This is a genomic window from Pseudomonas laurylsulfativorans, from assembly GCF_002906155.1.
GTDB lineage: Bacteria > Pseudomonadota > Gammaproteobacteria > Pseudomonadales > Pseudomonadaceae > Aquipseudomonas > Aquipseudomonas laurylsulfativorans.
Window position 1 is genome coordinate 43,849 of record NZ_MUJK01000001.1, and the last position, 26,942, is coordinate 70,790.

Genomic DNA, 26,942 nt, shown 5'->3' on the forward strand with positions numbered 1-26,942 from the left:
AACGGAATTCATTGGCTAAAGCTGAACGCGCTTGGCTTCACCAGCCAGCCAGGGCAGCGTTTCTGCTGTCCCAGGTGCGTTGCTCCATACGGCCTTCAGCGTCTTTGTTTTTTGCCCAGGCGGTGAGCAGTACCATCGCGCCAAATCCGCCGACGATGAGAACCGGATAGGCGGCCAGCAACTCGACCAGCGAGTACTTCCAGGCCAGCGGACGACCGACACCGAGCATGGCGGCATAGAACCACGACACGCCAGAGAGGGCGCCGGAGAACAGCGCGAGCATGCGCAGGTTGAAGGAAAGTTTGAGTAACGAACCGGCTTTTTTCAGCGCCGGCAATACAGCGCTGTGCAACAGGAAGCCATTAAAGGTCAGCAGTACAACGATGCCGATCTTGGCTTGTAACTTTGGATTGAGGAAATACTCCATTCCCTTGCCGGCATAATCGATTCCGATAATACCAATGCCGGTAATCCAGAGCGCTACCAGTGCAAGCGATACAGTTTTTTGAAGACTTTCCATGTGCGCGTCATCATGGTGACCCGACACATCCCCTTTAAGGAGTTGCTTGACCATTGCAATGTCACTGGTCAACACCAGTCCGATTGCGACACAGCAGGCGATAAGATGGAAATATACAACGCCCAAACGCACATATTCCGCGGCTGGCGCAGACAGTATACCAAGCTCCATGACGACCTCTTTGTACTAATAGTGGATCAACTTGACTTCAGCACGGCTAGTTGGATTTTTCCGTTGCTGACCGCAGTCAGGATCCAGCAATTTCTATTATTTAATCTTGCGGCATTACGCTGCGAAGAAAAAAGCGAGTTTCTCGAATGATCTTTTAATCATTCGACCAGTTCCATTTTCAGGTAACAAAAACCTCATTCGCACTTGGCGCCTATATGAGGTTTAACTTCCGCTTCTGGGGGTCAGGTGAGGCTCGCAGCCCGTGTCACCTGTTGCGTATTCTGAACGAAAAAATCCGTACCAGTTCATTTTTTGATCAACTTTGCTGACCAACGGCAGTGCCCTGATTGGTCGCATATCGCCATCACTGAAGGGCGCAGCCAGCACCATGACTGGCTTTCGGCGAGTCGGGAGGCCGATGAAAGCCATTGCGTTTTTTTCGTCTTTTTTTCCATATTCCATGGGGAAAATCGGGGGTTTTAAGCCGGTCAGCCATCAAAAAAACCCTGGCCGGGGTAAAAAACCAAGTCAAGGAACGCCCATTTTCCCCTCGAAAAAAGCCCATTCCGGACCGTTAATTGCGTCGTGCAGTGCGTCTCGCTACTCCGGCAACGCTTACGGGGGTGAGAGGGCGCCCGACCACCGCCTCGGCTTGAGGAATGAAACTGTGTACACCGGGGATCGACAAGGTCTCTCCCACCTCAAGTGCGCACATCAGGACGAATCCCCCCAGGAGCAGTCCAGCCGATTTCATCAAGAGGTTCATTTGGTTTTTCCTCGCACAAAATTGCTCGGCAAGTCCTCGGCGTTGGGCAGGTCTTTGAGCTCGATTTTTTTCGCATCCGTCGGGTTTTTAAAAGCAAAGTCATCAGCTGCAACGGTATCGCCGCTTTTCCAGTCGCTTAGCTGGATGCTGTATTGAGGGCCTCCGGCAATCAGTTTGGAAGTAATGGAATATCGGCAAGGATAGGGCCGGTCGCCCTGGGCAATCCAGATCTGCCAATCCACCTCTTTCTTCCTGAAGGCCAGGTGATCACATTCCACGCCACCGATAACACCACTGCCCAGATCCTTGATGTCGTTGACGCCGGCCATCAGTTGTTCTTCAGGGTTGGACATGAACAGGTCCGCGCCGGGAAGCGGCCTGTTGTATTTATCCCTTAGCACATCGAGGAGATGGTCAAGCGTGCCCGGGACTTCGACCTGCGAGTAAATATTCTTGCCTTTTCCCAACAAGGTCAGCGTCTTGCCATCAAATAACATCGCGATATCTGTAAAACCGCTGGAACGCGTACTGCGCAACTTGTCGGGTCGATTGATAACGACAGTGCCGGAACCTGCCAGTGAGAGCCGTTGCTGATCTTTAGTGACCACTTCAAGAATGGTGTCGTAGTTGAACGATATGCTTTTTTGCGCTGACATATAGTCAGACATGTTCTTGATCAAACTCTTGGCATAGGCCTCATCGGCTTGCGCCCCTGCCGACGCGCCAAAACCGATGAACAGTGCAAGTCCCGCCCCGGCGATGCGGGTTACAGAAGACTCGATCAATATTCGGGCGATCTTTTCCATAGGGGGTCACCACTACAGTGTGCAAGATGGGTAATGCGGATCTACAAAGTTAGTCGCATCACCCGTCGCGCGCTGTATATCGGGAGACCACTCATCTGATATCAAGCGTGAAGTATTCGCCGAACACTGGAAGCGTTCTTTGCGGTTTGTTGTTGGCGGGAAAGACACTCAGGCTGGGAATCGGGCTATCCAGTGCCTGGCAATCTCTTCGCGCCGGCAGATCCACACAGCGTCGTGGCCTTGTACGTAATCGAGAAAGCGCGCCAGCGCCATCGCACGACCAGGATGGCCACTGATCCGCCCATGCAGGCCGACGCTCATCATCTTCGGGTGTTGCGCGCCCTCCTGCCACAGCAGGTCGAAAGCATCCTTGAGAAGCTGGAAGAAGTCCTCACCGCAGGCGAAACCATTGGGCAGCAGATAGCGGGCGTCGTTGTTGACCAGTGTGTAAGGGATCACCAGGTGGGCGGGCGAGCCTGGGAGCCAATAGGGCAGATCATCGTTGTAGGCGTCCGAGCTATAGAGAAACCCGCCTTCCTCACGCAACAGGCGGCGGGTGTTCTGGCTGACCCTTCCTGTGTACCAACCTACGGGGCGTTTACCGCAGATCTGCTCGATCACGTCGAGGGTGATGCGGATATGGCGCCGCTCCTGGTCTTCAGGCGTGTCGCGATAGTCCAGCCAACGGTAGCCATGCCCGGCAATCTCATGCCCGGCAGCGCAGAGCGCATGGCCAATCGCCGGGGTGAGTTCCAGTGCCCGGCCGACGGCGAAGGCGGTCAGCGGCAGGCCCCGGGCGTTGAACAGCTCCAGAATGCGCCACACACCTGCACGTGATCCGTATTCGTACATGCCCTCGACGCTCAAGTCCGGTTCCCCCACACGTGGCGGGCGGCCCGGTAGCTCGTGAAGCCAGGCCTCAGATTGTGCATCGCCATTGAGGATGCATGACTCCGCGCCTTCTTCGATGTTGAGTACGAACTGGACCGCGATGCGCGCCTCACCGGGCCATTGCGGGTGGGGTGGGCAGCCGCCATAGCCGACCAGGTCGCGCGCGGACATCAGCCCAGCTCGAAGGTCGTGACGCCGAACACACGCTCGTGTGCGATCGCCGGAGGAGGGCCGAGGTACATGCGTGCGCAGCCGAAAACCTCGGCCATGCCCTGTTGCTGCACGAGCGCCATCGCGGCGGGGTTATTCTGCGGGGCATCGAGAAACAGCGGACCACCCTGCGCAAATTCCGCCAGGCGCGTATAGAGGGCATTGGCTGCCAGGGCGTCATCGGCGAACAAGGGGCCGATCTTGTAGCCTTCCCGGCAGCGCCTTACTACGCCATAGCCGCTTAGCTTGCCCTCGCGCTGGCAACCCAGGGCGAGCGCATCGGCTTGGGCTATCCACCCGCTCAGGAAGGTTGCGCGCGGGGCGGGGAAGCAGGTGCGGTCGTAATCGACAACCTGATCGAACGGGAAGGTGGCCAACGGGACGATGTCCTGGTCGCCTGCCTGCGAGGTCGTCGGGCGTTCGGTGGTCGTGGCACGAAAACGCATGTTGCGATGGGAGAACACGAAACCACCTTTGGCGTAGTAGTCCTGCATCGCAAAGACGCCGTCCATGCCGATGCTCGCGCCTGGGCGCAGGCGGGCGAGGAGTCGCTCGCGGCGTGCGTGCCAGAGGGTATTGCCCAAACCTTGACCGCGATACTCAGGCCGAACAATGAAAAAACCCATGAAGCCGAATTCGCCATTGTAGGAGGTGATGGCACCGCCGCCGATCAATTCGCCGCCCCGGGTCGCCGCGATAAAGGCGGCAGGGTCCGTCGCCCAGAACAGCTCGGCATCGTGAAAGCCGGGATTCCAACCCTCACGGGCAGCCCATTCGACGAGCTCATCCAGCTCGGGTCGGGTCATGTTGCGTATGACCAGCTGATTCGACACCGCGAAGTTCTCCTCAGTCGCTAATCGAGCGTGTGGTCCATCCCCACTCTGAACCCTTTCGGTATAGCTTCAACCCGAGTATTGATCCAGGCCGTCACGTCACCTGAAGGCGTTCATAGGGGCGCTTTCAAAAAGCGCTGTTCATGATCAGGGTCCGGCAACAGGCATGTGTCGTATTTCCCGAAGAGCCGATAACGATTGAGGGCAATGCGGTCGTACGCCCAATCCAGAAGTTTGCGAGGAAAGATGCGCAACAGGTTCACGGGGCGCCAGAGTGCGGGCAACTGGGCAAAGATTTCGAAAAAAGCTTGCGAGCGCACCCAGTAGTGTCGGTCGCGGATCACCGCCATGCTGTCGAATTGATCCACGGGCAAACCTGCCCACGCGAGCAGGGCCTGCCCCTCAGGTGACTGAACCGCCGCCAAGCGCACGCGCCGCTGGCGATCATGGCGAATCACGAACCTCACCCAGCCATTGCACAGCTTGCAGACACCGTCGAACAAGACCACCGTCTCTCCTGGTGCGAGCAGTGGCGCGGGTGTGAGGCGGATTGGCGAGGCTGGCATAAGCGTGGGTCCAAGGGCGCCTGGTAATCCCGGATCATAACCGCGTGCCAGCGTTGAAAGTCTGCATTTGGTCGATTGCTCTCGGTTACGAAGGGGGGGGCTAACTATCACTGCGCTGAAGTTGAATTCATAGCCTTCTTCCCGCCGAGCTGCGCTCGATCCGAAAAGGCTCCCGACGGGATGGCCAGCTCCGCAGTACAGCCGCCATCCGGCAGATAACAGATATTGCGAAAACGCTTTCAGCATCCACTCCCCTGTCGCCAAATGCCAAACCCCTGACAGCAAATGACAATTCTTTGGCAAGCAACAACAGCAGTATGGCAACGACGTAATAACCGTTACCCGTCATTGCCTGCCAAAGGAAAACAATAATGCCAATGCCCGTACCGTTCTTCGATCACAAGGAACTGCTGACCCTCAATACCAACGAGATGCCGATCTACAAAGATGCCATGGCACCTTATTTCCCCGGCGTCGATGTGCAGCCGCTCTACCTGGACCCGAACCTGGGCATCTGGACGTTGCGGGTGATCTTCCAGCCCGGTGTGCGCCTGCCTTGCCATTACCACACCGGCCCGGTCCATCTGTTCACGATGTCGGGCCGGTGGCACTACGTCGAGTACCCGGAACAGCCGCAGACAGCGGGCTGCTACCTCTATGAGCCGGGCGGCTCGATCCATACCTTCATGGTTCCCGAAGACAACACCGAGCCCACCGACACCTTCATGGTGGTCTATGGCGCCAACATCAACTTCGACCAGGACGGCAACTTCGTGAACGTCATGGACGCCACGGACATCATGCAAATCATCGATCGCCTGGTGAAGGAACGCGGCCTGGAGCCTGCCAGGTACATCCGTCCCGGCAACGCCGGTTACACCGTCGGCTGAGTACTCGCGGCGGGCGCCACGGCGTCCGTCAATCCGGTCAATTTTTGGAGAGTGCTCAATGAGCCATCCTGCCATGCCAACCGGCATCGAAGGGCAGACGCCTGACGTGCCGCGTTCGGTGTTCATTACAGGTGCTAGCGGTTTTATCGGCCAGGCCCTGGCCCGTCGTTATCGTGCGCTGGGGGTCGAGGTTCGCGGCATGGACCTGCGGGCCGATGCGGCCAACGGCGTAGTCGCCGGCGATCTGACCCGCCCGCAGGAATGGGCCGGCCATGCCCACGGCTGCGAGCTGTTCATCAACACCGCGGCCGTGGTGTCCCTGGCGGCACCCTGGAAGCAGTACCGCGAGGTGTCCGTTCGCGGTGTGCGCAATTGCCTGGACGTGGCGATCCAGGGCGGTGCCCGGCGCTTCGTGCAGTTTTCCTCCATCGCAGCCCTCGGCTGGGAGTATCCCGAGCAGGCGGACGAGCGCACTGACGTGGTCATCGGTGATCACTATCGCTACGGCGTTGCCAAGGGCGCGAGTGAGCACGTGGTGCTGGCGGCTCATGCAGCGGGTGAAATCGACTGCACCATCGTCCGTCCGGGCGACGTCTACGGCCCGGGCTCCCGCGCCTGGCTCAGCGAGCCGCTGAAGATGGCCAAGGCCGGCGCGCTGATCCTGCCCAATGGCGGCGAGGGTCGCTGGACGCCGGTGTACATCGAAGACCTGCTTGACGGCGTGATGCTGGCGGCCGGATTGCCGCAGGCGATCGGGCAGATTTTCCACGTCAGCGCGAGTGAGTCGGTCAGCTGTCGCGAGTTTTTCAGCCATCACTGGCACTGGGCCGGACGCAGCGGTGCACCGCGCAGCCTGCCGCTGGGGCTGGCAGTGACGCTGACGTGGGCGATCTGGAACGTCAATCGGCTGTTGTGCCGTAACGACGAGGTGACGCCCGACACCATGTACATGTTTTCGCGCACCGGCGGCATTTCGATCGACAAGGCCCGGCGTCTGCTCGGCTATTCGCCGAAGGTGAACCTGGAGGAGGGCTTGCGGCGCTCCGAGACGTGGCTTCGCGAAGTCGGTCAATTGAGCTGATGCGAGCGGGTCGCCGGGTCCCGGCGTCCGAACCTGACGGGGAGATTTTTCATGAAAGCTGTTGTCATGCGCGACAAGCAACTGGTGGTCGACTCCATCGCTGCGCCCACGCCGGGGCGGGGCGAGGTGCTGGTCAAGACGCTCGCCTGCGGGATCTGTGGCTCGGACCTGCACATGTTCCATCACTGCGAGCATGTATTGGCCAACTTCAAGCGCGGCCACATCCCGATTGACTTCGATGACCGGCAAGACGTTGTGTTTGGCCACGAGTACTGTGCAGAGATCCTCGATCACGGCCCGGGCAGCGACAAGACACTCAAGGTGGGGACGCGGGTGTGTTCGCTGCCGTTCTTGATCACGCCGCAGCATTTCCACCACATCGGTTTTTCCAATCGTTATCCGGGTGGTTACGGCGAGCAGATGGTGCTGGCCGAACAGATGTTGATGCCGGTGCCAGGGGATCTGCCCGCGGACGTTGCGGCGCTGACCGAGCCCTTGACCGTGGCCGCCCACGCGGTGAACCGTGCCCGCCTGGAGGGCAATGAAGTGCCGGTGGTCATCGGTTGCGGACCCATTGGCCTGGCCTTGATCGCGGTGTTGAAATCCCGCGGCATAGGCCCGGTGGTGGCGTCGGATTTTTCTGCCGGGCGTCGTGCCCTGGCGGAGAAAATGGGCGCCGATGTGGTAGTCAATCCAGCCGAGCAATCGCCTTACCAGTCCTGGCTGCAAGTGGCGGCACCCGAAGGCTACGACATCAACGGCCCGATGGCGCTGCTGGGTCTCGGCCCGCAGCCAAGGCCGTGTGTAGTCTTCGAATGCGTGGGCATTCCGGGGTTGATTCAGCAGGTGCTGCAGAATGCGCCGCCGCGCTCGCGCCTGATTGTGGTCGGGGTGTGCATGGAGAGCGACTGGATCGAGCCGCTGATGGGCATCAGCAAGGAAATGAACGTGCATTTTTCCTTTGGCTACACCGGTGAAGAGTTCGCCCACACCCTGCATGCCCTGGCCGACGGCAAGCTCGACGGCGCGCCGATGATCACCGGTCGCGTGTCGCTGGACCAGGTGGCCGGCGCCTTCACCGACCTGACCCAGCCCGATGAGCATGCGAAAATCATCATCACCTACGACTGAGTCTTTGTCGCCCTGAGCTGCGTGCCGGCCTGCGGGTCGGCGCGCAATTGGGTACGGCGTACCCTCGGCGGCACACCGTACCAGCGCTTGCAGGCGCGATTGAACGAACTCTGCTCGGCATAGCCCAGCAGGCCGGCAATCTGGGCCATGGGCATGTTCGCCTCGGCCAGATACAGCTCGGCCAACTCCCGGCGCGCCAGCTCGACCATGTCTTCGAACACCAGCTCGCTTTCGGCCAGACGCCTTTGCAGCGAGCGCTCACGTAGGCCAAGTTGTTCGGCGATCAGCGGCAGGGCGCAGCGCTGGGTGGGCAACAGACGGCGGATCGAGGCTTCGACCTGGCTGCCGATGTCCAGTGGGTTGGCGACGTCCATGCTGCTGACGTAATCCATCATGGTGTCGTGCAACTGAATGTTGTGCTGGTCGATAAGCTTGCTCAAGCACTCCGGCATCAGCACCAGGGCGTTGTGCGCCTGGCCGAAGTAAGTGCGGGCACCGAAGAAGCGCTGGTAACGGCTCTGCGGCAATCGTGCTTCGGTGCGCGACAGCACCGAATGCGGACGGAATCCCGGCCCGTAGAGCATCTGCAAGGTTTTGAACATGACCCCCAGCGTCAGCTCAATGATCTGGCGTTGGCGAGGGGCAGGGCGCAGACGCAACTCATAAATCAGGTACGGATGCGCGGCGTCGATCTCGGTGTCCAGGCTCACCTGCACGCCAGGGCTATAGGTGTGCAGGTAGCGGGTGACCTCCGACAGCGCTTCGCCGAGGTTGCGCGCATTTTGCGCGATCACCGCCAGCGGACCGAGGATGGTGATGCTTTGTCGCTCGGCCAGGCGCAGGCCGAAGTCAATGCATTGCAACTGTTCGGCACTCAGTTCGAGCAGGTTGATCATCGCCCGGTACGGAATCACCGCCGAGCCATTGTCGAGCAGCCTGGGTTCGATCTGCATTTGGCGCAGCAGGTCCTCGGGGTTGCCACCCAGGTCCCGTACAAGCTCGGGGAACCCGGTCAGCGAGGTGGTTCTGATCAAGGCAGTCATGGTCGGGGCTTTTGGCTCTTGTTCTATGAAACGGGCGCCTTTGCGGGTCGTGTTCGATCCCTTGAGTCGGGCAGTGCCATCGTCCCTGCATTTTCCACGGACGAACAGTTCAATTCGACCGGTGACGGCAAATGACAAACATCTGACGTGAAATGACAAAGGTATTTCCAGCCCCCCTCTGCATGCTTGCGCAAACAAACAAGAACGCTCAGCCAAGGGGTCAAGACTGACTCCGCACGGTAAGGGCGATGGCGGAGATCTGCATGCACAACAGGAATTACAACGTTCATACCCTGGTCAAACCCCTGGCCGTGGCCATTTCCCTGGCGTCTGCGGGCGCGGCGCAAGCACTGCCATTCCAGCTGGAAAACGGCTGGGAAGGGGAGTGGAACACCACGCTGTCGGTGGGTTCGCAATGGCGTGCCGAGGATCAGGACCACGATCTCTACAGCGCGGCCAACGGTGCCGTGCTCGGTAAGTCCGGCGGCAACGGCGGGTCGGTAGATGCCGGCAACCTCAACTACGACAAGGGCGATCGCGTCTCGACCATCGCCAAGTTCGTCACCGACCTGTCACTGCGCAATGGCGACATGGGCGGGCTGGTCCGGGTCAAGGGCTGGTATGACGAGGCGCTGAAGGATGAAGACGTCAATTTCGGTAGTGCCTCCAACGGCTATCGCAAGAAGCCGCTGAACGACGACGGCTATGCCGACCTGCAGAAGTTCAGTGGGGTCTACCTGCTCGATGCCTACGCCTACAACACCTACTACTTCGATGAGACGCCGGTCCAGGTGCGCCTCGGCCGCCAGGTGGTGAACTGGGGCGAGAGCGCTTACATCCAGGGCATCAACCAGATCAACCCGCTGGACGTACCGGCCTTGCGCCGGCCCGGAACGGAACTCAAGGAAGCCCTGATCCCCGTGTGGATGGGCTACATGAACATCGGCCTGCCGGCCGGGATTTCCATGGAGGCGTTCTACCAGCTCAAGTACGAAGCCACCGCCATCGAAGGTTGCGGACATTATTGGTCTGTCACCGAGAGCGCCATTGGCCAGGACTTTGGCGATTGCCAGCTGGGCACCTTCCTCGGCGGCACCAATCCGTCGTCGCCGACCAAGATTGCCGCCGGCGCCTACCTGCCGGAGATCAAGGGCAAGGAGCCCCACGACAGCGGCCAGTGGGGCGTGGCATTCCGCTTCCCGCTGGATGCCCTCGACGGCGAGTTGGGCCTGTACTACCTCAACTATCACTCGCGCACGCCGTACCTGGGCTTGCGCAGCACCGGTAGCGCAGCGCTGACGGAGTTTCCCAACGCCGGGACACCGGGAGCGGTGGCACGCAACGCTCAAGGCCAGTTCGTCGGGCCCAGCTGGGAGTACCCGGAAGACATTCGCCTGTATGGCCTGAGCTTCACCACCACCCTGGGCGGATGGTCGATCGGCTCGGAACTGAGCTACTCGCCTAACCAGCCGGCGCAGATCAATGGCGGCGATTTGCTCAACGGCGCCCTGGCCGGTGTCGGCCCGGCGGCCGACCTGCTGCAGTTGGTCAAAGTGCAAAGCCAGTCGTTTACCGCAGGCTGGGATCGTTATGAAAAAACCCAGTTCCAGGTCAATGGCGTGAACGTGTTCCCCAACGTGCTCAAGGCCGAGAACCTGACGGTGGTCGCTGAAGTCGGCTTCCAGTGGAACAACATTCCCCAGGATGACGATGACCGCCGCTACGGTCGTGGCTTCATCTACGGCCTGGGTTCGTCACCGACCATTCCCGCCGGTGGCAACACCTGTACCAGCCCGGTGCCTAGCCTGGTCAACTCCAGTCCGGCCGGCTGCAAGAACGATGGGTATGTCACCGACTTCGCCTGGGGTTATCGCCTGCGTGGCCAGCTCGATTACAACAACTTCCTCGGCACCAGCGTCACGGCATCGCCTTACGCCTTCGTCGGTCAGGACGTCGACGGGGTCTCGATGGACGGCCAGTTCAACGAAGGCCGGATCACCAGCGCCCTGGGCATCACCTTCGATTACAACAAGCAGCACAAGCTCGATTTCAGCTACGTGAGTTTTGACAACAGCGCCGAATACGACCCGCTGCACGACCGCGATTTCTACTCCGCCAATTACAGCTACAGCTTCTGACAGAACAATAAGAGGTAAGTCCGATGAACACGATTCTTCATGCCGCGCGCCTGGGCGGCATGGCGTCTGCCTTGCTGCTCGCCCTGAGCAGCCCGGCACATGCCCAGATCACTGCCGATCAAGCCGCCCGCCTGGGCAAGGACCTGACGCCGCTGGGTGGCGAGATGGCCGGCAATGCCGACGGTTCCATTCCCGCGTACACCGGCGGCCTGGCACAACCACCGGCCGGCTGGAGCCCGGAGCAGGGCTATGTCGACCCGTTCGCCAGCGAGAAACCGCTGTTCACCATCACGGCCGCGAACATGGCGCAGTACAAGGACAAGATCACCCCGGGCATGCAGGCGTTGCTGGCCAAGTACCCGAGCTATTCGATTCCCGTCTACCCGACCCATCGTACCGCCATGGTGCCGGCAGCGGTCGCCGACAAGGTCCGGCAGGAAGCGCTGCACGCCGAACTCAATGGCTTCGGCGTGAGCAATCTGAACGGCTCGACCACGCCTTTCCCGATTCCGAAAAATGGCCTGGAAGCGATCTGGAACCATAACGTGCGCTACCTCGGCGGTGGCTTGCAGCGCACCTATGCCTCCTTCCCGGTGCGCGGCGGGGGTGACTATTACGCCTTGCGCATCGAGGAAAACCGCGTCTTCGACACCAACATGGACAAACAGTCGGACAACCGCCTGCTCAACTACTCGGCGCGCTTTATCTCCCCGGCCACCCTGGCCGGCACTGTGCAACTGGTGCAGGAGCCGATCGACCAGGTCAAGGAAGTGCGTTCGGCCTGGATCTACAACGTCGGTCAGCGCCGCGTGCGCCGTGCCCCGGACCTCGCCTATGACAACGTCAACGACGGCACCGAAGGCCTGCGGGTGACCGATGACTTCGACGGCTACAACGGCGCGCCGGACCGCTACGACTGGAAACTGCTGGGCAAGCGCGAAATGTATGTGCCCTACAACGACTACAAACTCGGTTCCAAGCAGGTCAAGTACAAGGACATCCTTACAGCCAATACCCCCAATACGGACCTGATGCGCTATGAGCTGCACCGCGTCTGGGTGGTGGAAGGGACGCTGCGCCCGGACGCCAAGCATGTCTACGGCAAGCGCGTGATGTACCTCGACGAGGATTCCTGGACCGTGCTGGCCAGCGATGCCTACGACACCCGTGGCACCTTGTGGCGCGTGGGCGTGCATCCGCTGATCCAGTATTACGACGCGCAAGTGCCCTGGTACCGCGCCAACATCTGGCATGACCTGAGTAACGGTGGTTATTACCTCGCCGGTCTGGCCAACGAAGAGCAGCAACCGTGGAAGTTCGGGATAAAAGGGCGCTTCGTCGACTTCCAGCCCGATGCATTGCGTCGCATGGGCAAGTGATCGAACCGCGTTTTTCTTGAACCCCGCTGCGAACCGCCCTCTGGCGGTTCGCAGGCACACCGGAATACTTTTATGTCCTTACGCCACCTGGAACTGCTGGCGGGCGTCGGCCTGTGCCTGCTCGCCACTTCACTGCGCGCCGAACCGCCCAAACTCGACTATCAGATCAGTGCCAATCACGTGTTCCTGCTCAACATCGCCGACAGCGGCGAGCATCTGGTCGCCGTCGGCGAGCGCGGGGTGGTGATGATTGCCGATGAGCGCTCGCGGGAATGGCGCTCGGTGCGCTCGGACACCACGCGAACCCTCTCCGGCGTGGCGTTTGCCAGTGCCGATATCGGCGTCGCCGTCGGCCATGGCGGCACGTTGATACGCACCGAGGATGGCGGCAGCCACTGGACGTCAGTCGAGACCGAGGCCAACGGTGACTCGTTGCTCGGCGTCGCGGCGCTGGGGGAAGGGCGCATGGCCGCCTGGGGCGCGTTCGGTCTCTATCTGTTGTCGAAGGACAACGGTGTCAGCTGGGAGCGCCTACCGGTGCTGGATAACGATTTCGACAGGCACATTTCCCAGGTCACTGTGCTGGCGGGCGGCGATTGCCTGATGGTGGGCGAGAGCGGCACGCTGGCCCGTTCCCGCGACCACGGCGAGACCTGGCAGGCCATGCACAGCCCTTACGCCGGCAGCCTGTTCGGTGCCCTGCAATTAAAAAACGGCGACCTGCTGGTCTACGGCATGCGCGGCAACCTGTGGCTGTCCAGCAACGACGGACAGACCTGGACCAAGCGTGACACCGCCACCACCTTCGCCTTCAACGGCGCGGTGCAGCTCAAATCCGGACGCGTCCTGGCATTCGGCAACAGCGGCCTGCTGTTGGCCAGCGACGATCAGGGGCGCAGTTTCAAGCCCCAGCCATCCACCCACACCAGCCTGGCCAAGGCGCTGCAATTGGCCGACGGCCAATTGCTTACGGTCGGCGACCGGGGTGTCACGCCGCTCGGTACGAACGTGACCGAGCGTCAGGAGTAAGCCATGAGCATTCAGGAAAAATACGTGACGAATGCCGATGGACTGGCACGCAAGGATTTCGCCCAGGGCATGGTCGGCAAAGTCTCCTACTGGATCTTCCACCAGCGTAAAGCGCTGTTGGCGCTGTTTATATTGATCACCATGGCGCTGGGCTACAGCGCCACGCACCTCAAGGTCGAAGCCGGTTTCTTCAAGATGATCCCGCTGCACCACGAGTACATGAAAACCTTCCTCGACTACCAGAAGGATTTCGGTGGCGCCAACAAGGTGCTGGTGGCGGTGAAGAGCAACAAGGGCGAAATCTTTACCCCCGAGGCCATGGCGGTCCTGCGCAAAGTGTCCGATGAAGTGTTCTTCATCAACGGCGTGGAGCGCAGTTCTGTGACCTCGCTGTTCACCTCCAACGTACGCTACACCGAGGTGGTCGAAGACGGTTTTACCGGTGGCAACCTGGTAGATTCCAGTTACGCCGGCACTCCGCAGCAGGTCGCCCAGGCCCGTGAACGCACGCTCAAGTCTGACTGGGTCGGGCGCATTGTCTCCAATGACCTGAGTTCGGCCATGGTCGTGGCCAACCTGCAGGAGACCGATCCGGTCACCGGCAAGCGTCTGGACCTGCAGCAAGTCGCGAACACCCTGGAGAAGATTCGCCAGGACAACCAGAACCCCGATATCAGCATCCACATCATCGGCTTCGCCAAATCCATCGGCGACATCGCCGAGGGCGCGTCCGGTGTGCTGGTGTTCTTCATCATCGCCTTCGTCATCAGTGCGCTGCTGTTGTACTGGTATTGCGGCTCCCTGATGTTGACCGGCTGGGCACTGATTTGCGCCATGGTGCCGGTGGTCTGGCTGCTTGGGCTGCTGCCGTTGCTGAAGCTAACCCTCGACCCGATGTCGATCCTCGTGCCGTTCCTGATCTTCTCCATCGGCGTGTCCCACGCGGTGCAGATGACCAACGCCTGGAAACTGGAGACCCTGAACGGCGCCGACGGCGTCACCGCCTCGCGCAACTGCTTCCAGAAACTCTTCGTGCCCGGCGCCGTGGCGTTGCTGGCCAACGCCCTGGGCTTTATCGTCATCGCCCTGGTCGACATCGAGATGGTGCGCGAACTGGCGATCACCGCGACCCTGGGTGTGTCGGTGATGATCGTCACCAACAAGATGCTGTTGCCGATTCTGCTGTCCTTCATGCGCCTGTCCGCGGCGGACGCGCAGAAACTGCGGGGCAAGGAAACACTCGGCGCCGGGCTGTGGGAGCGCCTGGGTGTGCTGGCGACCCGTCGCGGCGCCGCCTGGGCATTATTGTGTGCAGCGGTGTTGCTGGGTTGGGGCTTGTTCGAAGCGCGGCACCTGCATGTCGGCGACATCGGCGCCGGGGTACCCGAATTGCGTGCGGATTCGCGCTACAACCAGGACGTGGCGGTCATTACCCGGGACTTCGCCATCGGCGTCGACTTGCTGCAGGTGATCGTCAAAGCCCAGGGCGATGAAACCCCCTGCGTCAAACGCGAGGTGCTCGACCCGATCAGCGAGCTGGAGCTGTATTTGCGCCAGGACGACGGCGTGTCTTCGGTCCGCAGTCTCGCCAGTTTTGTCGGCAACATCACCCAGGCCTATGCCGAAACCGATCTGAAGTGGCGCGTGTTGCCCGAACCCACCGCGCAGATCGCCCAGGGCGTCGGCTTCGCGACCCGGGTCGGCACCGAGTACATGAACAGCGCGTGCAATGCGATCCCGGTGTCCATCTATACCAAGGACCACCAGGCTGAGACCATCAGTGGCCTGATGAACCGGATCAAGGCTTTCAAGGCGGCCTATGACAACGAACAAGTCACCTTTGAGCTGGCGTCGGGCAACGTCGGGGTCATGGCGGCCACCAATGAAGTGGTGCACGCTGGCGACCGGCTAGTGAACAGCGCGCTGTTTGCCTCGGTGACGTTGCTGTGCCTGTGGATGTTCCGCTCCTGGCGCATCACCCTCTGCGTGATCATCCCGCTGGCGCTGGTCACGGTGTTGTGCAACGCGCTGATGGCGCTGCTGGGCATCGGCGTCAAGGTCAACACCTTGCCGGTGGTGGCGCTCGGCGTGGGGGTTGGCGTGGACTACGGGATTTATCTGTTCGAACGCATCAAGCATGAGATGCATGAGGGCGGTATGAACCTGCGCGATGCGTTTGTCGAAGCCCTCAAGCAGCGCGGCACGGCGTCGGTATTCACCGCCGTGACCATGACCCTGTCGATCGCCACCTGGGCCTTCTCCAACCTCAAGTTCCAGGCCGACATGGGCATCCTGCTGGCCTTCATGTTCCTGGTGAACATGCTCGGCGCCATCCTGTTGTTGCCAGCACTGGCTGCCTGGCTGCTGCCCCGCAAAACAGGCAGCCGAATCTGATCCCCTGTAGGAGCGAGCACGCTCGCGAGAGACGTCAACGATAACGCGCGGGTACCTGAATGCCCGCGTTGTCTGGTCCACCATCGTCGGAACGCCGCCCGGAGCGCTCGCTCCTACACAGGTTTGAAAGTGAATCGACGCTTGTCGGAGTCATTGCCGAGATACCTGGCTCATTGTTGAGCCGGGTTTTTTTCATCCAAAGGAGCGTTAATCCAATGAAGAACACCTTCAGCTACTCCTTGCTGGCCCTTGCCATGGTCGTTGTGCTGGCAGGCGGCGCCCAGGCTGGCGTCGGCAAACCAGCCGCCGCGATCCCGGGTGTCCCGACCGGCACTGTCATCACACCTGCCAGCGCCACAGTCATCGCCCAGGACGCCTACCTGTGGGGTTGGCCGATCGTCAACGCCTTCAACCGCCGCACGTCCTTCTCCCGGGCTCCGGAACCGGGATTAGTGGGCGGCATTCTGCCGGCGGCGCCGACCGGCTATATCAGCATGCTCACCGACTACATCACGCCGGAGCAACGCTGGATCGCGCACCCCAACCAGGACGTGGTGTATGGCTTTGGTTATGGCGCCACCGACGACGATCCAATGGTCTTGCAGGTGCCGGACTTCGCTGATCGTTACTGGGTGTATGCGCTTTATGATGCCCGCAGTGAAGAGTTCTCCAGACTGGGCAAACAGTATGGCACCCGACCCGGCAACTATCTGGTGGTCGGGCCGAACTGGAAGGGCAGCGTGCCCGAGGGCATCACCCAGGTCATCCAGTCGCCTACCGAACTGGTCGCCGTTGGCCCGCGTGTCTTTCTGGACGACAGTGCCGAAGACCGCCAGGCCATTCAGTCGGTCCTCAACCAGGTGGTGGTTTATCCGCTGAGCCGGTACACCGGCAAGACGGTCACCAAGGACTGGAAGGCCACACCGCATTTCCCTGCGCCGCAAAAGACTTCTGCGGAAGTGCGCTGGGTGAACCCCGAGACTTTCTTCGATCAGCTGCCTGAAGTGCTCGCCAAGGTGCCACCGCTTGCCGGGGAAGAAAGCCGCTACGCGATGATGAAGGCGCTGCTCGATGCCGCCGCCAAGGACCCGGCGGTCAAGGCCGCCATCGTCAAGGCCGCCATCGACACTGAAGAAAAGGTGGTATCGCCGCTGTTCTCGTTCCAGACCAATGGCTCACGGCTGCCCAATGGCTGGAACTCGCCGACCAACGTGGCGCGCTGGGGCAATGACTACCTCACGCGCATGGCCACCGCCAAGTCGAACATGTACACCAATCAACCCGAAGAAACCCGCTACTTCTTCCTTGAAGTGGACGACAAAGGCCAGCGTCTGCAGGGCGATCATCGATACACCCTGACCTTTCCCAAAGGCCAGACACCGCCGGCGGACGGCTTCTGGTCGCTGACCATGTACGACCCTCAGCACTTCTTCGCCCCCAACGCCCTTGACCGTTATTCCCTGGGCACAAAAAACAGCAAAAGCCTGAAGTTCAACGCCGACGGCTCGCTGACTCTGTATGTGCAGCACGACTCGCCCGGCAAGGACAAGCAAAGCAACTGGCTCCCGGCGCCCAGCAGTGATTTCGAAGTGACCATCCGCACCTATTGGCCAAAGGCCGAGGTGCTCAGCGGCGAATGGACGCCGCCAGGCGCTGTGCGTCTGGACTGACAGATACACCCATACAACCAATACAATCAGGAGATAGGGATGATGAATTCGAGCTCCACGCTCAAGCGCTGGTGCAGTGCGATCGCATTGCTCGCGGCAGGCGTTACGTCACAGGCCATGGCCGCAGACAAACCGAATATTCTGGTGATTTTCGGTGATGACATCGGCATCACCAACATCAGCAGGTACAGCAACGGCCTCATGGGCTATCAGACGCCCAATATCGACCGCCTAGCCAAAGAGGGCGTGATGTTCACCGACTATTACGGCGAGCAGAGCTGCACGGCGGGGCGCGCGGCCTTCATCACCGGCCAGCATCCGGTGCGCACCGGCCTGACCAAGGTCGGCATCCCAGGTGCCGCTGTGGGCCTGAAGCCGGAAGACCCAACCATCGCCGAGTTGCTCAAACCGCTCGGATACACCACGGGGCAGTTCGGCAAGAACCATCTGGGTGACCGCGATGAATACTTGCCGACCAACCATGGCTTCGACGAGTTCTTCGGCAATCTCTATCACCTCAATGCCGAAGAAGGTCCCGAAGACCCGGACTGGACCAAGAACCCCGCCATGGACAAGCTGTTCCGTCCCCGCGGCGTGATTCACAGCACTGTCGACGGCAAGATCGAGGACCTCGGTGCCCTGACGAAAAAACGCATGGAAACCATAGACGAAGAATTCCTCGCGGCCTCGACCAATTTCATGGACAAGGCCGTGAAGGCGGACAAGCCGTTCTTTGTCTGGTTCAACTCCACACGCATGCATTACTACACCCACATCAGCGACAAAGTCGCCGGCAGGTCGGGGCAGGGCGAGTACAACGATGGGATGCTCGAACATGATGACCAGGTCGGCCAGTTGTTGAAAAAGCTCGACGAACTGGGTGTCGCCGATAACACCATCGTCATCTACTCCACCGACAACGGTGTGCACTTCAATCAGTGGCCGGACGCAGGCATCACCCCGTTCCGCGGCGAGAAAAACACCAACTGGGAAGGCGGTTTCCGCGTACCGGCCATCGTCCGCTGGCCGAACCACATCAAGCCCGACACCCTCTCCAACCAGGTCATGTCGCACCAGGACTGGATGCCAACCTTGCTCGCCGCCGCAGGGGTCACCGACGTCAAGGAACAGTTGCTCAAGGGATACAAGGCCGGCGCGAAAAACTTCAAGGTGCATCTGGATGGCTACAACTTCCTGCCGTACCTGGAAGGCAAGGAAGCCAAGGGTCCACGTACCGATTTCTATTACTTCAGCGACGACGGCAAATTGCTCGGCGTGCGTGACGGTGACTGGAAACTGGTGTTCGCCGAGCAGCGGGCGCACCAATTCGATGTGTGGCGTGATCCTTTTGTAGAGCTGCGCATCCCCAAGGTCTTCAACCTGCGACGCGATCCGTTCGAGCGTGCGGACACTGACTCCAACAACTACAACCAGTGGTGGGACAAAAAAGTCGGCATCGTCGCCATGCCGGCCCTGGTGCGGGTCCAGCAATTCCTTGGCACCTTCCAGCAATTCCCTCCGCGCCAACGTCCGGCCACGTTCACCGCCGACCAGATGGTCGAGAAGTTCATGCATTACCAGACCCAGTGAAGGGCTGATGGCCGGAGGAACCGATATCCGGCCATCGTTTTTTTGCAACGCTCAAATTTGCCCGCGCCCGTTTGACGAGCCGGAACCCTGTGCCTAGGGTTCTTGCAGACATTCAGTCGTCAGGCTGGCGCTTCAGACGGGTTGCGCCCGCCGCACAGCCTTATGAAAGGACGCTCGATATGACTTCATCACGCAAGTTCCTGTTTTGTATTCTGCCCCTGTGTGCCGCGCTCGGCGGCGCCATGCACGCGCAAGCCGCCACACCGGATTTATTGCTGTCCACGCCGGCAACCCCCGATGCAGTGGAAAAGGGCATGCAGGCCGATGGCTACAGCCTGGCGATCTCGGCCTACAACTGGGGTTACCCGCTGGTGCGCATGGAACGAGTGGCACGTGAGTACACCAAGGTTCCCTCACCCAAGCCCGACACCAGTTACCGGGCAGGCCTGAACCAGATCGGCTGGGCCACTTCGCTGGCGTCACCGTCCGCCAAGGACATGCCCACCGCCAACAATGACACCTACTACATGAGCGCGGTGCTGGACCTGACCGAGCCCTACGTGCTGACCGTGCCCGACACCCATGACCGTTATTACGTGGTCGATGTGTTCAATATGTGGCAAGAACTTGAGCATTACGTAGGGCGGCGTACCACCGGTACCAAGGCCGGGAAATTCGTCCTGGTGCCGCCGGGCTGGAAGGGCGAACTGCCAAAGGATGCGAAGCGCCTCGACGTCTCGACCAAAAAAATCTGGCTGTGGGGGCGCATTCACGTCAAGCAGGGTGAAGATGTGGCACCGATCCTTGCCTTGCAGAAACAGTTCAGTGTCGTGCCCTTGAGTGGCAAGACGTACAAGGATGAAATGTTGCCTGCGTTGCCGAAGACGGACGATCCGCTGGGCTTCTTCACGGAGCTGGCCGCAGCGCTCAAAGACAATCCGGTCAAGCCTGCCGACTCTGCACTGTTCGCCCAGTTCGCCCGCATCGGATTGACAGACAAGGGTTTTTCCTCCGACAAGCTGAACCCGGCCACGCGCAAAGGCCTGGAGCAAGGTTTGAAGGATGCGCCTTACGTGGCGATTGCGTCGCTGGCCAGCACCTCCGAAGTACGCAACGGCTGGAATTGGGTGACCGGTCTCGACAGCTTTGGCTACAACTACCCGCTGCGCGCCATGGTGGCCGGGCCATACCTGGGTGGCCAGGGTGAACACGAAGCGATGTATCCGATCCGCTTCACGGATAGCAAAAATCAGCCGCTGACGGGGGCCAATCAATACGAGGTCAAATTGGCGTCGGCACCGCCGGTGAATGCCTTCTGGTCGCTGACCATGTATGACGCCAGCGACAAGATGCTCGTCGATAACGAGATCAGTCGTTACAAGGTCGGCACCGATACACAGGGGTTGAAAGTCGCGGCGGACGGTTCAATCACCATCCCCATTTCCCACAAAAAGCCACAGGGAGAAAATGCCGCCAATTGGCTGCCGGCACCGGAAGGCGGGTTCTACGTTTTGTTGCGCCTGTATCAGCCTTCAGAGGATGTGCTCTCGGGCAAGTGGCAGCTTCCCCAGCTGAACAAGGTCAATTGAGCACCAGGACGTTTACATTGATTCATTGGCCAGTAGCTTCGACGGAACGTCAGCTATTGGCCCGATTTCTGCCTGTTGCCACAGTCAGCTTTGGGGCGATCCAAGTCAGACAGCCACCCATCATCCGCCCCGTGAAAGGCTTCGTTGGAACCCTTTTTTGATCGCGCTGAAGGGTGCACGTGTCAGTGCGACGCGTGCACGGGCTTTCTCTTATGGTTCTAACATGGCATCCAGGCGACAAGCGCCATACTCGTCGAAGATCAACTCCATGGGCCGGCCGTGCCCAGGGCAGGATGCCTTCCTGGAATTCACAAGTTCGGTATGTGCTGCGGGCAAGATGAGGGCTTAGTTAACCATCACCTCGTCCAGTGCCTGCTCGAGGGTGCTGACCGTGCGCTCGATATTGTGCAGCTTTTCGAGTCCGAACAGACCGATGCGGAAGGTCTGGAAGTCGGCCGGCTCGTCGCATTGCAACGGCACTCCAGCGGCGATCTGCAGGCCGTGGTTGGCAAATTTCCTGCCGCTCTTGATGTCGGCGTCATCGGTGTAGCTCACCACGACGCCAGGGGCCTGAAAGCCGGCTGCGGCCACGCTTTTGATGCCTTTGCCGGTCAACATTTCGCGCACCCGATCGCCCAGAGCCTGTTGTTCGCCGCGGACCTTGTCGAAACCGTAGGCTTGCGTCTCTTTCATCACTTCGTTAAATCGCGCGAGGGAATCGCTGGGCATGGTCGCATGGTAGGCATGTCCGCCCTGTTCGTAGGCCTGCATGATCTGCAGCCACTTTTTCAGGTCGCAGGCGAAGCTGCTGCTTTGCGTCTGCTCGATGCGCTCGAGGGCCAAAGCACTGAGCATCACCAGGGCGCAGCAAGGGGAGGCGCTCCAGCCTTTCTGCGGTGCGCTGATCAGCAGGTCGACTGCGCATTTGTGCATATCGACCCAAATCGTGCCTGAGGCGATGCAGTCCAGCACGAACAGGCCACCCACCGCATGCACGGCATCGCCGACGGCTCGCAGATAGTCGTCGGGCAGGATAATCCCTGAAGAGGTTTCAACGTGGGGGGCGAAGACAATCTGCGGCCTCGAAGCCGCAATGGCTGCCAGTACTTCGTCCAGAGGGGGTGGAGCGTAGGCAGCCTGGCGACCGGTGTCGACGGGGCGGGCTTTGAGCACCGTGGTGGCCGCCGGGATGTTACCCATCTCAAGGATCTGGCTCCAGCGATAACTGAACCAGCCGTTGCGTATCACCAGGCATTGCTGGTCGGTGGCAAACTGTCGCGCCACCGCTTCCATGCCGAATGTGCCGCTGCCCGGGACCACCGCAACAGCCTGGGCGTTGTAGACCTGTTTCAGGGTCGTGGAAATGTTCTTCATCACGCCTTGAAATGACTGCGACATGTGGTTGAGCGAGCGGTCGGTGTAGACCACTGAGTACTCGACCAGCCCCTCGGGATCGATACTGGGATATAGCTTTGACATGGGGTGACTCCTTTGGCAGAGATGTCAGTGGTATCGACCCTGCCCTAAGCCTTGGCAAATGACAAGATTGCTCGGGATCGAATGGCGATTTCTGTCGAGCGGGCGCGAGCTTTCACAACGTCTGCCAACTGAGTTGCCACTCCCGAGGCCCGTGCAGCAGGTTCAACCCACATTCCTATCAAGTTAAAGCGATGCGCGCTATTGACTGCGGCACCGATCATTCCGACTGGCCTACCTTTCTCGAGTGCCAGCCACAATGCTGTTCCGGTTGATGAGGCTCTAACTTTCCACTGTTCATCACGGTATGCGACAGCAGTTTGATAACTGACACCAAATGCTCGCGTCGCGTACGGCCGCTTCTGGCCGCCTGTTGAGAGGGGCAGCAAACGACTGAGCGGCCGTAGCCAAACTGCACCGCCCCGACCTTGCCATTTTCTCGCAATGATCAGCCGCTCCGTCCATAGGCTGCGGGCAATAGCGGCATCGCGAGATGCCGAGCCAATCCGGTTTATCCGTGACGTTTTGGATCAGGCGGTAAAGCCGAACAAGCGTTTTGGGGTCTCCCACAGTATCTGGTGGCGGTCATTGGCATTCGGGAACAGCTCGCCGAAGTTTGTCAGAACGGTGCCCAACTCCATGTGTTGATGCGCGCGCAAGAACGGCCAGTCCGTGCCCCACATGCAGTTTTCGGCAGTGAACGCCTGCAGCAGTGCCAGTTGGTATGGCTGGGCATAGGCATAGGGGTAACGTTGCCTGGAGTATTGCGACAGCCCGGAGAGTTTGACAAAGGTGCGTCCGTTGCTGGCCAGAGACAGGAGTGCCTGGAAGGCCGGTTGCTGCAGGCCGGCACTGGCATCGGGCCGGCCGGAGTGGTCGATCAGCACACGGGGCCGTGTGCGCTGCAGCAAGGGCAACAGCGCAAGCAGCTGGTTGTCCTTTACCTGGATCTGGGCATACAGGTCCAGCTCGGCCAGGCGCCCCATCAAGGCGTCGATCTTCAAAAAGCGCTCCGGACCCAGCAGCGCAGCATTGAGCGCCACACCGACGACACCTTGCGCCTTGTACTGCGCGAGCGTCTCGCTGGTGACGTCGTTCGGCACCACGACCACACCTTTATGTTGTCGGCCCTTGTTGCGAGCCAGCGTGTCCAGTAGACAACTGTTGTCATAGCCATAGGCAGACGTCGGCTGCACGATCACTGAATGGCGAATGCCATAAGCCTGCATGACCTGCTAGTAATACGCCGCAGGGCCGACCTCAGGTCCTGCCGGTTGGTAGGTCGAGTCAGCAGGGTAGGGGTATTGGACAGGGTCGATCACATGATGGTGGCAATCGATCTTGGGTTGCGACAACAGACTGAGTAGTTGGGAGTCCATAACCGTACCTGGCGATTGATCGGTGCCTTCATTGCCTGAACTCTGCATGTTGTTGCGTGAAGCCTGGCTCAGGATCGGCATGCCAAGCGCGGCGCTGGCTGTCAGCACAACGGAGCTTTTTTTGAGCAGCGAGCGACGGGACAAGCGGGTGTCATCGAGACGCGTGGTCATGTTCAAACCCTTATTTTATTAGTATGTGCAGCTACCGAGAGTCATTCACCTCTACCGCCGTCAAGACAGTGGCACCGACCTTAAAGCAAGCGCTTTGCGAGCGTCGTCTGTGAAGTCATTAAGCAGGTATCGGTTTTTTTTATGGGCATTTCCATAGGACCGGGCACCAGGGCTAAAGGCCCGCGCCAGCGCTATTAGTGTTGAGGTTGTGGGTCAAGACGAGACTGCCGGTCAAGAGGGCAGTTCGTGTGCATTGGGCAATGACCCGGGCCTTGAAGCCACGCTGTTTGGCCGCGCTGTGACGCGCTGTAAATCTTCCGATAAAAAAAACAGATACCCGTTTAAGGATTTCCCAGAGGCGGCGCAGACAACGGCGGCTTTAAAGTCACGCCCAGCGTTCGGCTGTCGGGCGGTCTCTGGCCTGTACCGATCTCCAGGCCGTTCGGTATTTCTACAAAAATAAGAAGGTGAAAACATGAGTCACGAAACGGTCGATATCAAAGCGTGGATCGACAACCGACCGGTTGCCGGCTACCAATGGCTCATCATGAGCCTGTGTTTCTTCATTGTTCTATTCGATGGTCTCGATGTGGCGGTCATGGGCTTTATCGCGCCTTCGCTGATTCAGGAGTGGGGGTTGTCCAAAGCCGCGTTTGGCCCGGTCATGAGTGCCGGGATGGTCGGGCTCGCCATCGGTGCCCTGACCGCTGGCCCTTACGCTGACCGTGTGGGGCGCAAGAAAGTGCTGCTGTTGGCGGTGACCGGGTTCAGCGTATTGAGCCTGGCGTGTGCGTTTGCGCGTAACCCCTATGAGCTGGCGACCTTGCGGCTATTGACCGGTGTGGCCCTGGGGGCCGCGATGCCCAATACCACCACGCTGCTTGCCGAATACCTGCCAGAGCGCAATCGCTCGTTGTTCATCACCATCATGTTTACCGGGTTCAACATGGGATCGGGGCTGGGCGGCTTGTTGGCGGCCTGGTTGATTCCCCTATACGGCTGGAAATCGGTGTTGCTCGCTGGCGGCATTCTGCCAATGGTGCTGTTGCCTTTCCTCTGGTTGTTCCTGCCGGAGTCCGCACGTTTTTTGGCTGCGCGCAATGCGCCAGCCGCCCAGATCGCCAAAGTACTGAACAAGCTTGGGGGCCAATTCCCGGCAACTACACACTTCACCCTCGCCGAACCCCTGGCCCAGCACAAGGCACCGGTGCGCATGCTGTTCACCGAACGGTATCGGGCCGGCACCCTGGCGCTCTGGCTGACCTATTTCATGGGCCTGCTGGTGATCTACCTGACCATGGGCTGGATGCCGACCCTGTTGCGCGAAGGCGGTCTCTCCATCGAGCGTGCTGCCACCATCACCGGCCTGTTCCAGATCGGCGGTACGGTCGGGGCGATCGTGGTGGGCTGGATCATGGACCGACGCAATCCTAACGGCGTGATCGCCACCTCCTATGCGTTGGGTGGCGTGTTCATCCTGCTGCTGGGGGCCTTCAGCCTGGAATCGAGTCTGCTGGCGCTTGGCGTGATCGCCGCAGGTTTCTGCATGAGCGGCGCGCAGACTGGCCTCAACGCGTTTGCCCCTGGTTATTACCCGACGGACTTCCGTGCGACGGGCGTGAGCTGGATGCTCGGCATCGGTCGTTTCGGCGGTATCTTTGGCTCTCTCATCGGTGGTGCGGTGCTCAGTCTCGGGTTGGGCCTGCCGTTTCTGTTCGCCCTGTTGAGCGTGCCGGCCTTCATCGCCGCACTGGCGATCCTGGCCAACGGTCATGCACGGCGCCGGGTCAACCGGGCTGTGCTGGCGCAATAATCTTTATTGAACATAGGAATTCGTCATGGCACGCATCATCGGTGGCCTCGCTGTATCCCATACACCTACCATCGGCTTTGCAGTCGATCACGATAAACAGAATGAGGCGGCGTGGGCGCCGATTTTCGAAGGCTTCGAACCGATCAAGGTGTGGTTGAAGGAGCAACAGCCGGATGTGCTGTTCTACATCTTCAACGACCATGTGACGTCGTTTTTCTTCGACCACTATGGCGCGTTCTCCCTGGGCGTCGATGAGCGTTACGAGGTCGCCGACGAAGGCGGCAATCCACGCTCGCTGCCTGCGGTGGGCGGGCATGCCGCGCTGTCGCGGCACATTGGTCAAAGCCTGATGGCCGATGAGTTCGACATGAGCTTCTTCCGCGACAAGCCGCTGGACCACGGTTTCTTTTCGCCGATGTCGGCGCTGTTGCCGTGTGATCCTGCTTGGCCGGTGCAAATCGTGCCGCTGCAGGTGGGGGTGTTGCAGTTCCCGATCCCCAGTGCGTTGCGCTGCTATAAGTTGGGCCAGGCCCTGCGTCGCGCGATTGAAAGCTATCCCGAAGATTTGAAGGTGGCCATTGTCGCCACCGGTGGCGTGTCCCATCAGGTGCATGGCGAGCGCTGCGGTTTCAACAATCCCCAGTGGGACGAGCAATTTATCGATCTGCTGGTCAACGACCCGCTGCGCCTGACCGAAATGACCCACGCCGAGTACGCCACCCTGGGCGGGATGGAAGGTTCGGAGGTGATCACCTGGCTGATCATGCGCGGCGCGTTGTCGGCCACGGTGAAAAATCTGCATCAGGACTATTACCTGCCATCGATGACCGGTATCGCGACTCTGTTGCTGGAAAACCAGGATCGAGCGGTGCCTGCCGACGTCAACGCACGCCACTTGCAGCATATGCAGCACCAGTTGGCCGGCATCGAAAAGCTCGAGGGTACCTATCCGTTCACCCTGGAGCGCAGCGCCAAGGGTTATCGCCTGAACAAGTTCCTGCATCGCATGATCGAGCCGCAATGGCGCCAGCGTTTTCTCGAAGCGCCGCAAGCGTTGTTCGATGAAGGCGGCCTTAGCGACGAGGAACGGGATCTGTTGCTCCGCCGCGACTGGCGCGGATTGATCCAGTACGGGGCGATCTTTTTCGTGCTGGAGAAACTCGCGGCGGTACTCGGGATTCCCAACTTGCAGGTCTACGCCGCCATGCGTGGGCAGAGCCTGGAGGAGTTCATGAAAACCCGAAACCAGCAGGTGCTCTACTCGGTGGCGGGCAAAGACCCGCGCTGATCATCGGCAGTTAGTGCGGCTCGTCCCGGGCCGCTATCAATCCTTTTTTCTTGATCTTGCTGTGCCCGGTTAATACGGGCGCAGGGCATTTCCTTTACCCAAAAAACCGGAAAACAAT

At 60.1% G+C, this 26,942-nt stretch carries 22 protein-coding genes and 1 pseudogene; 12 read left to right on the forward strand and 11 right to left on the reverse strand.

Translation table 11 applies throughout. The annotated features are described in order from the left end of the window. Positions 1-37: 37 nt before the first annotated feature. From B0D71_RS00185 to B0D71_RS00210, 6 genes are all read right to left on the reverse strand, one after another. Complete coding sequence (locus B0D71_RS00185; protein ID WP_103392927.1) at positions 38-691, reverse strand: hypothetical protein; 654 nt, start codon at positions 689-691, stop codon at positions 38-40. Between the two features lie 222 nt (positions 692-913). Further along, complete coding sequence (locus B0D71_RS31150; protein ID WP_133160903.1) at positions 914-1,153, reverse strand: hypothetical protein; 240 nt, start codon at positions 1,151-1,153, stop codon at positions 914-916. Between the two features lie 300 nt (positions 1,154-1,453). After that, a complete protein-coding gene (locus B0D71_RS00195; protein WP_103392929.1) occupies positions 1,454-2,263 on the reverse strand; it encodes a DUF2092 domain-containing protein in 810 nt (269 codons plus the stop codon). A gap of 168 nt (positions 2,264-2,431) precedes the next feature. Beyond that, positions 2,432-3,325: an allantoinase PuuE gene (gene puuE, locus B0D71_RS00200; protein ID WP_103392930.1), complete on the reverse strand. Its 894-nt coding sequence runs from the start codon at positions 3,323-3,325 to the stop codon at positions 2,432-2,434. After that, positions 3,325-4,197 carry a GNAT family N-acetyltransferase gene (locus B0D71_RS00205; protein ID WP_103392931.1) on the reverse strand — a complete coding sequence of 291 codons (873 nt, stop codon included), beginning with the start codon at positions 4,195-4,197 and terminating at the stop codon, positions 3,325-3,327. Before B0D71_RS00205 ends, puuE begins: the two co-directional genes overlap by 1 nt. A 113-nt stretch (positions 4,198-4,310) precedes the next feature. After that, positions 4,311-4,763, reverse strand: coding sequence for a thiol-disulfide oxidoreductase DCC family protein (locus tag B0D71_RS00210; protein ID WP_103392932.1), 453 nt, complete (start codon positions 4,761-4,763; stop codon positions 4,311-4,313). 371 nt (positions 4,764-5,134) lie between these two features. Between B0D71_RS00210 and B0D71_RS00215 the strand changes: the two genes are divergently transcribed. Genes B0D71_RS00215 through B0D71_RS00225 form a run of 3 tightly spaced genes read left to right on the forward strand, consistent with a single transcriptional unit; the run spans position 5,135 to position 7,865 of the window. Further along, a complete protein-coding gene (locus B0D71_RS00215; protein WP_103392933.1) occupies positions 5,135-5,653 on the forward strand; it encodes a 2,4'-dihydroxyacetophenone dioxygenase family protein in 519 nt (172 codons plus the stop codon). A gap of 58 nt (positions 5,654-5,711) precedes the next feature. Beyond that, positions 5,712-6,734 (forward strand): NAD-dependent epimerase/dehydratase family protein, encoded by a 1,023-nt coding sequence (locus B0D71_RS00220; RefSeq protein ID WP_205885953.1) that lies wholly within the window; start codon positions 5,712-5,714, stop codon positions 6,732-6,734. Positions 6,735-6,785: 51 nt separating this feature from the next. Further along, on the forward strand, positions 6,786-7,865 hold the full coding sequence (locus B0D71_RS00225) for a zinc-binding dehydrogenase (protein ID WP_103392934.1): 1,080 nt from the start codon (positions 6,786-6,788) through the stop codon (positions 7,863-7,865). On the opposite strand, the gene B0D71_RS00230 is transcribed toward B0D71_RS00225, so the two are convergent. Beyond that, the gene (locus B0D71_RS00230) at positions 7,856-8,908 is read right to left on the reverse strand and encodes an AraC family transcriptional regulator (RefSeq protein WP_103392935.1); all 1,053 of its coding nucleotides are present in this window, start codon (positions 8,906-8,908) and stop codon (positions 7,856-7,858) included. The two genes, B0D71_RS00225 and B0D71_RS00230, sit on opposite strands and share 10 nt — an antisense overlap. Before the next feature lie 263 nt (positions 8,909-9,171). Between B0D71_RS00230 and B0D71_RS00235 the strand changes: the two genes are divergently transcribed. The 7 genes from B0D71_RS00235 (at position 9,172) to B0D71_RS00265 (ending at position 20,697) form a co-directional block, all read left to right on the forward strand. Beyond that, the gene (locus B0D71_RS00235) at positions 9,172-11,046 is read left to right on the forward strand and encodes a DUF1302 domain-containing protein (protein ID WP_103393982.1); all 1,875 of its coding nucleotides are present in this window, start codon (positions 9,172-9,174) and stop codon (positions 11,044-11,046) included. A gap of 23 nt (positions 11,047-11,069) precedes the next feature. Continuing rightward, the gene (locus tag B0D71_RS00240; RefSeq protein ID WP_103392936.1) at positions 11,070-12,425 is read left to right on the forward strand and encodes a DUF1329 domain-containing protein; all 1,356 of its coding nucleotides are present in this window, start codon (positions 11,070-11,072) and stop codon (positions 12,423-12,425) included. 72 nt (positions 12,426-12,497) lie between these two features. Continuing rightward, positions 12,498-13,454, forward strand: a complete 957-nt coding sequence (locus B0D71_RS00245) for a WD40/YVTN/BNR-like repeat-containing protein (protein WP_103392937.1) — start codon at positions 12,498-12,500, stop codon at positions 13,452-13,454. A 3-nt stretch (positions 13,455-13,457) separates the two neighbouring features. Continuing rightward, the gene (locus B0D71_RS00250; RefSeq protein ID WP_103392938.1) at positions 13,458-15,848 is read left to right on the forward strand and encodes an efflux RND transporter permease subunit; all 2,391 of its coding nucleotides are present in this window, start codon (positions 13,458-13,460) and stop codon (positions 15,846-15,848) included. A 215-nt stretch (positions 15,849-16,063) separates the two neighbouring features. Continuing rightward, on the forward strand, positions 16,064-17,518 hold the full coding sequence (locus tag B0D71_RS00255; protein ID WP_103392939.1) for a DUF1254 domain-containing protein: 1,455 nt from the start codon (positions 16,064-16,066) through the stop codon (positions 17,516-17,518). Positions 17,519-17,560: 42 nt separating this feature from the next. Continuing rightward, the gene (locus B0D71_RS00260; RefSeq protein WP_103393983.1) at positions 17,561-19,108 is read left to right on the forward strand and encodes an arylsulfatase; all 1,548 of its coding nucleotides are present in this window, start codon (positions 17,561-17,563) and stop codon (positions 19,106-19,108) included. 179 nt (positions 19,109-19,287) lie between these two features. Next, on the forward strand, positions 19,288-20,697 hold the full coding sequence (locus B0D71_RS00265; RefSeq protein WP_103392940.1) for a DUF1254 domain-containing protein: 1,410 nt from the start codon (positions 19,288-19,290) through the stop codon (positions 20,695-20,697). 345 nt (positions 20,698-21,042) lie between these two features. On the opposite strand, the gene B0D71_RS00270 is transcribed toward B0D71_RS00265, so the two are convergent. From B0D71_RS00270 to B0D71_RS31615, 4 genes and pseudogenes are all read right to left on the reverse strand, one after another. Next, positions 21,043-22,176: a pyridoxal-phosphate-dependent aminotransferase family protein gene (locus tag B0D71_RS00270; RefSeq protein ID WP_103392941.1), complete on the reverse strand. Its 1,134-nt coding sequence runs from the start codon at positions 22,174-22,176 to the stop codon at positions 21,043-21,045. A 95-nt stretch (positions 22,177-22,271) separates the two neighbouring features. Beyond that, positions 22,272-22,562, reverse strand: a pseudogene (locus tag B0D71_RS00275) (GNAT family N-acetyltransferase); the annotation flags it as partial. Between the two features lie 141 nt (positions 22,563-22,703). Then, a complete protein-coding gene (locus B0D71_RS00280; RefSeq protein WP_240635647.1) occupies positions 22,704-23,402 on the reverse strand; it encodes an amidohydrolase family protein in 699 nt (232 codons plus the stop codon). Positions 23,403-23,408: 6 nt separating this feature from the next. Beyond that, complete coding sequence (locus B0D71_RS31615) at positions 23,409-23,723, reverse strand: hypothetical protein (RefSeq protein WP_240635648.1); 315 nt, start codon at positions 23,721-23,723, stop codon at positions 23,409-23,411. A 475-nt stretch (positions 23,724-24,198) separates the two neighbouring features. Between B0D71_RS31615 and B0D71_RS00285 the strand changes: the two genes are divergently transcribed. Continuing rightward, positions 24,199-25,536, forward strand: coding sequence for an MFS transporter (locus tag B0D71_RS00285; RefSeq protein ID WP_103392943.1), 1,338 nt, complete (start codon positions 24,199-24,201; stop codon positions 25,534-25,536). Positions 25,537-25,561: 25 nt separating this feature from the next. Next, positions 25,562-26,824: a gallate dioxygenase gene (locus B0D71_RS00290; protein ID WP_103392944.1), complete on the forward strand. Its 1,263-nt coding sequence runs from the start codon at positions 25,562-25,564 to the stop codon at positions 26,822-26,824. The last annotated feature ends 118 nt before the right edge of the window (positions 26,825-26,942 follow it).

Bases quoted from the DNA above. Each gene is read 5' to 3' on its own strand.
- B0D71_RS00270 (WP_103392941.1), bottom strand. From the start codon at position 22,176: ATGTCAAAGCTATATCCCAGTATCGATCCCGAGGGGCTGGTCGAGTAC.
- B0D71_RS00290 (WP_103392944.1), top strand. From the start codon at position 25,562: ATGGCACGCATCATCGGTGGCCTCGCTGTATCCCATACACCTACCATC.
- B0D71_RS00255 (WP_103392939.1), top strand. From the start codon at position 16,064: ATGAAGAACACCTTCAGCTACTCCTTGCTGGCCCTTGCCATGGTCGTT.
- B0D71_RS00225 (WP_103392934.1), top strand. From the start codon at position 6,786: ATGAAAGCTGTTGTCATGCGCGACAAGCAACTGGTGGTCGACTCCATC.
- puuE (WP_103392930.1), bottom strand. From the start codon at position 3,325: ATGTCCGCGCGCGACCTGGTCGGCTATGGCGGCTGCCCACCCCACCCG.
- B0D71_RS00215 (WP_103392933.1), top strand. From the start codon at position 5,135: ATGCCAATGCCCGTACCGTTCTTCGATCACAAGGAACTGCTGACCCTC.
- B0D71_RS00285 (WP_103392943.1), top strand. From the start codon at position 24,199: ATGAGTCACGAAACGGTCGATATCAAAGCGTGGATCGACAACCGACCG.
- B0D71_RS00280 (WP_240635647.1), bottom strand. From the start codon at position 23,402: ATGCAGGCTTATGGCATTCGCCATTCAGTGATCGTGCAGCCGACGTCT.
- B0D71_RS31615 (WP_240635648.1), bottom strand. From the start codon at position 23,723: ATGACCACGCGTCTCGATGACACCCGCTTGTCCCGTCGCTCGCTGCTC.
- B0D71_RS00240 (WP_103392936.1), top strand. From the start codon at position 11,070: ATGAACACGATTCTTCATGCCGCGCGCCTGGGCGGCATGGCGTCTGCC.
- B0D71_RS31150 (WP_133160903.1), bottom strand. From the start codon at position 1,153: ATGGAATATGGAAAAAAAGACGAAAAAAACGCAATGGCTTTCATCGGC.
- B0D71_RS00250 (WP_103392938.1), top strand. From the start codon at position 13,458: ATGAGCATTCAGGAAAAATACGTGACGAATGCCGATGGACTGGCACGC.
- B0D71_RS00245 (WP_103392937.1), top strand. From the start codon at position 12,498: ATGTCCTTACGCCACCTGGAACTGCTGGCGGGCGTCGGCCTGTGCCTG.
- B0D71_RS00185 (WP_103392927.1), bottom strand. From the start codon at position 691: ATGGAGCTTGGTATACTGTCTGCGCCAGCCGCGGAATATGTGCGTTTG.
- B0D71_RS00235 (WP_103393982.1), top strand. From the start codon at position 9,172: ATGCACAACAGGAATTACAACGTTCATACCCTGGTCAAACCCCTGGCC.
- B0D71_RS00260 (WP_103393983.1), top strand. From the start codon at position 17,561: ATGAATTCGAGCTCCACGCTCAAGCGCTGGTGCAGTGCGATCGCATTG.
- B0D71_RS00265 (WP_103392940.1), top strand. From the start codon at position 19,288: ATGACTTCATCACGCAAGTTCCTGTTTTGTATTCTGCCCCTGTGTGCC.
- B0D71_RS00210 (WP_103392932.1), bottom strand. From the start codon at position 4,763: ATGCCAGCCTCGCCAATCCGCCTCACACCCGCGCCACTGCTCGCACCA.
- B0D71_RS00230 (WP_103392935.1), bottom strand. From the start codon at position 8,908: ATGACTGCCTTGATCAGAACCACCTCGCTGACCGGGTTCCCCGAGCTT.
- B0D71_RS00195 (WP_103392929.1), bottom strand. From the start codon at position 2,263: ATGGAAAAGATCGCCCGAATATTGATCGAGTCTTCTGTAACCCGCATC.
- B0D71_RS00220 (WP_205885953.1), top strand. From the start codon at position 5,712: ATGAGCCATCCTGCCATGCCAACCGGCATCGAAGGGCAGACGCCTGAC.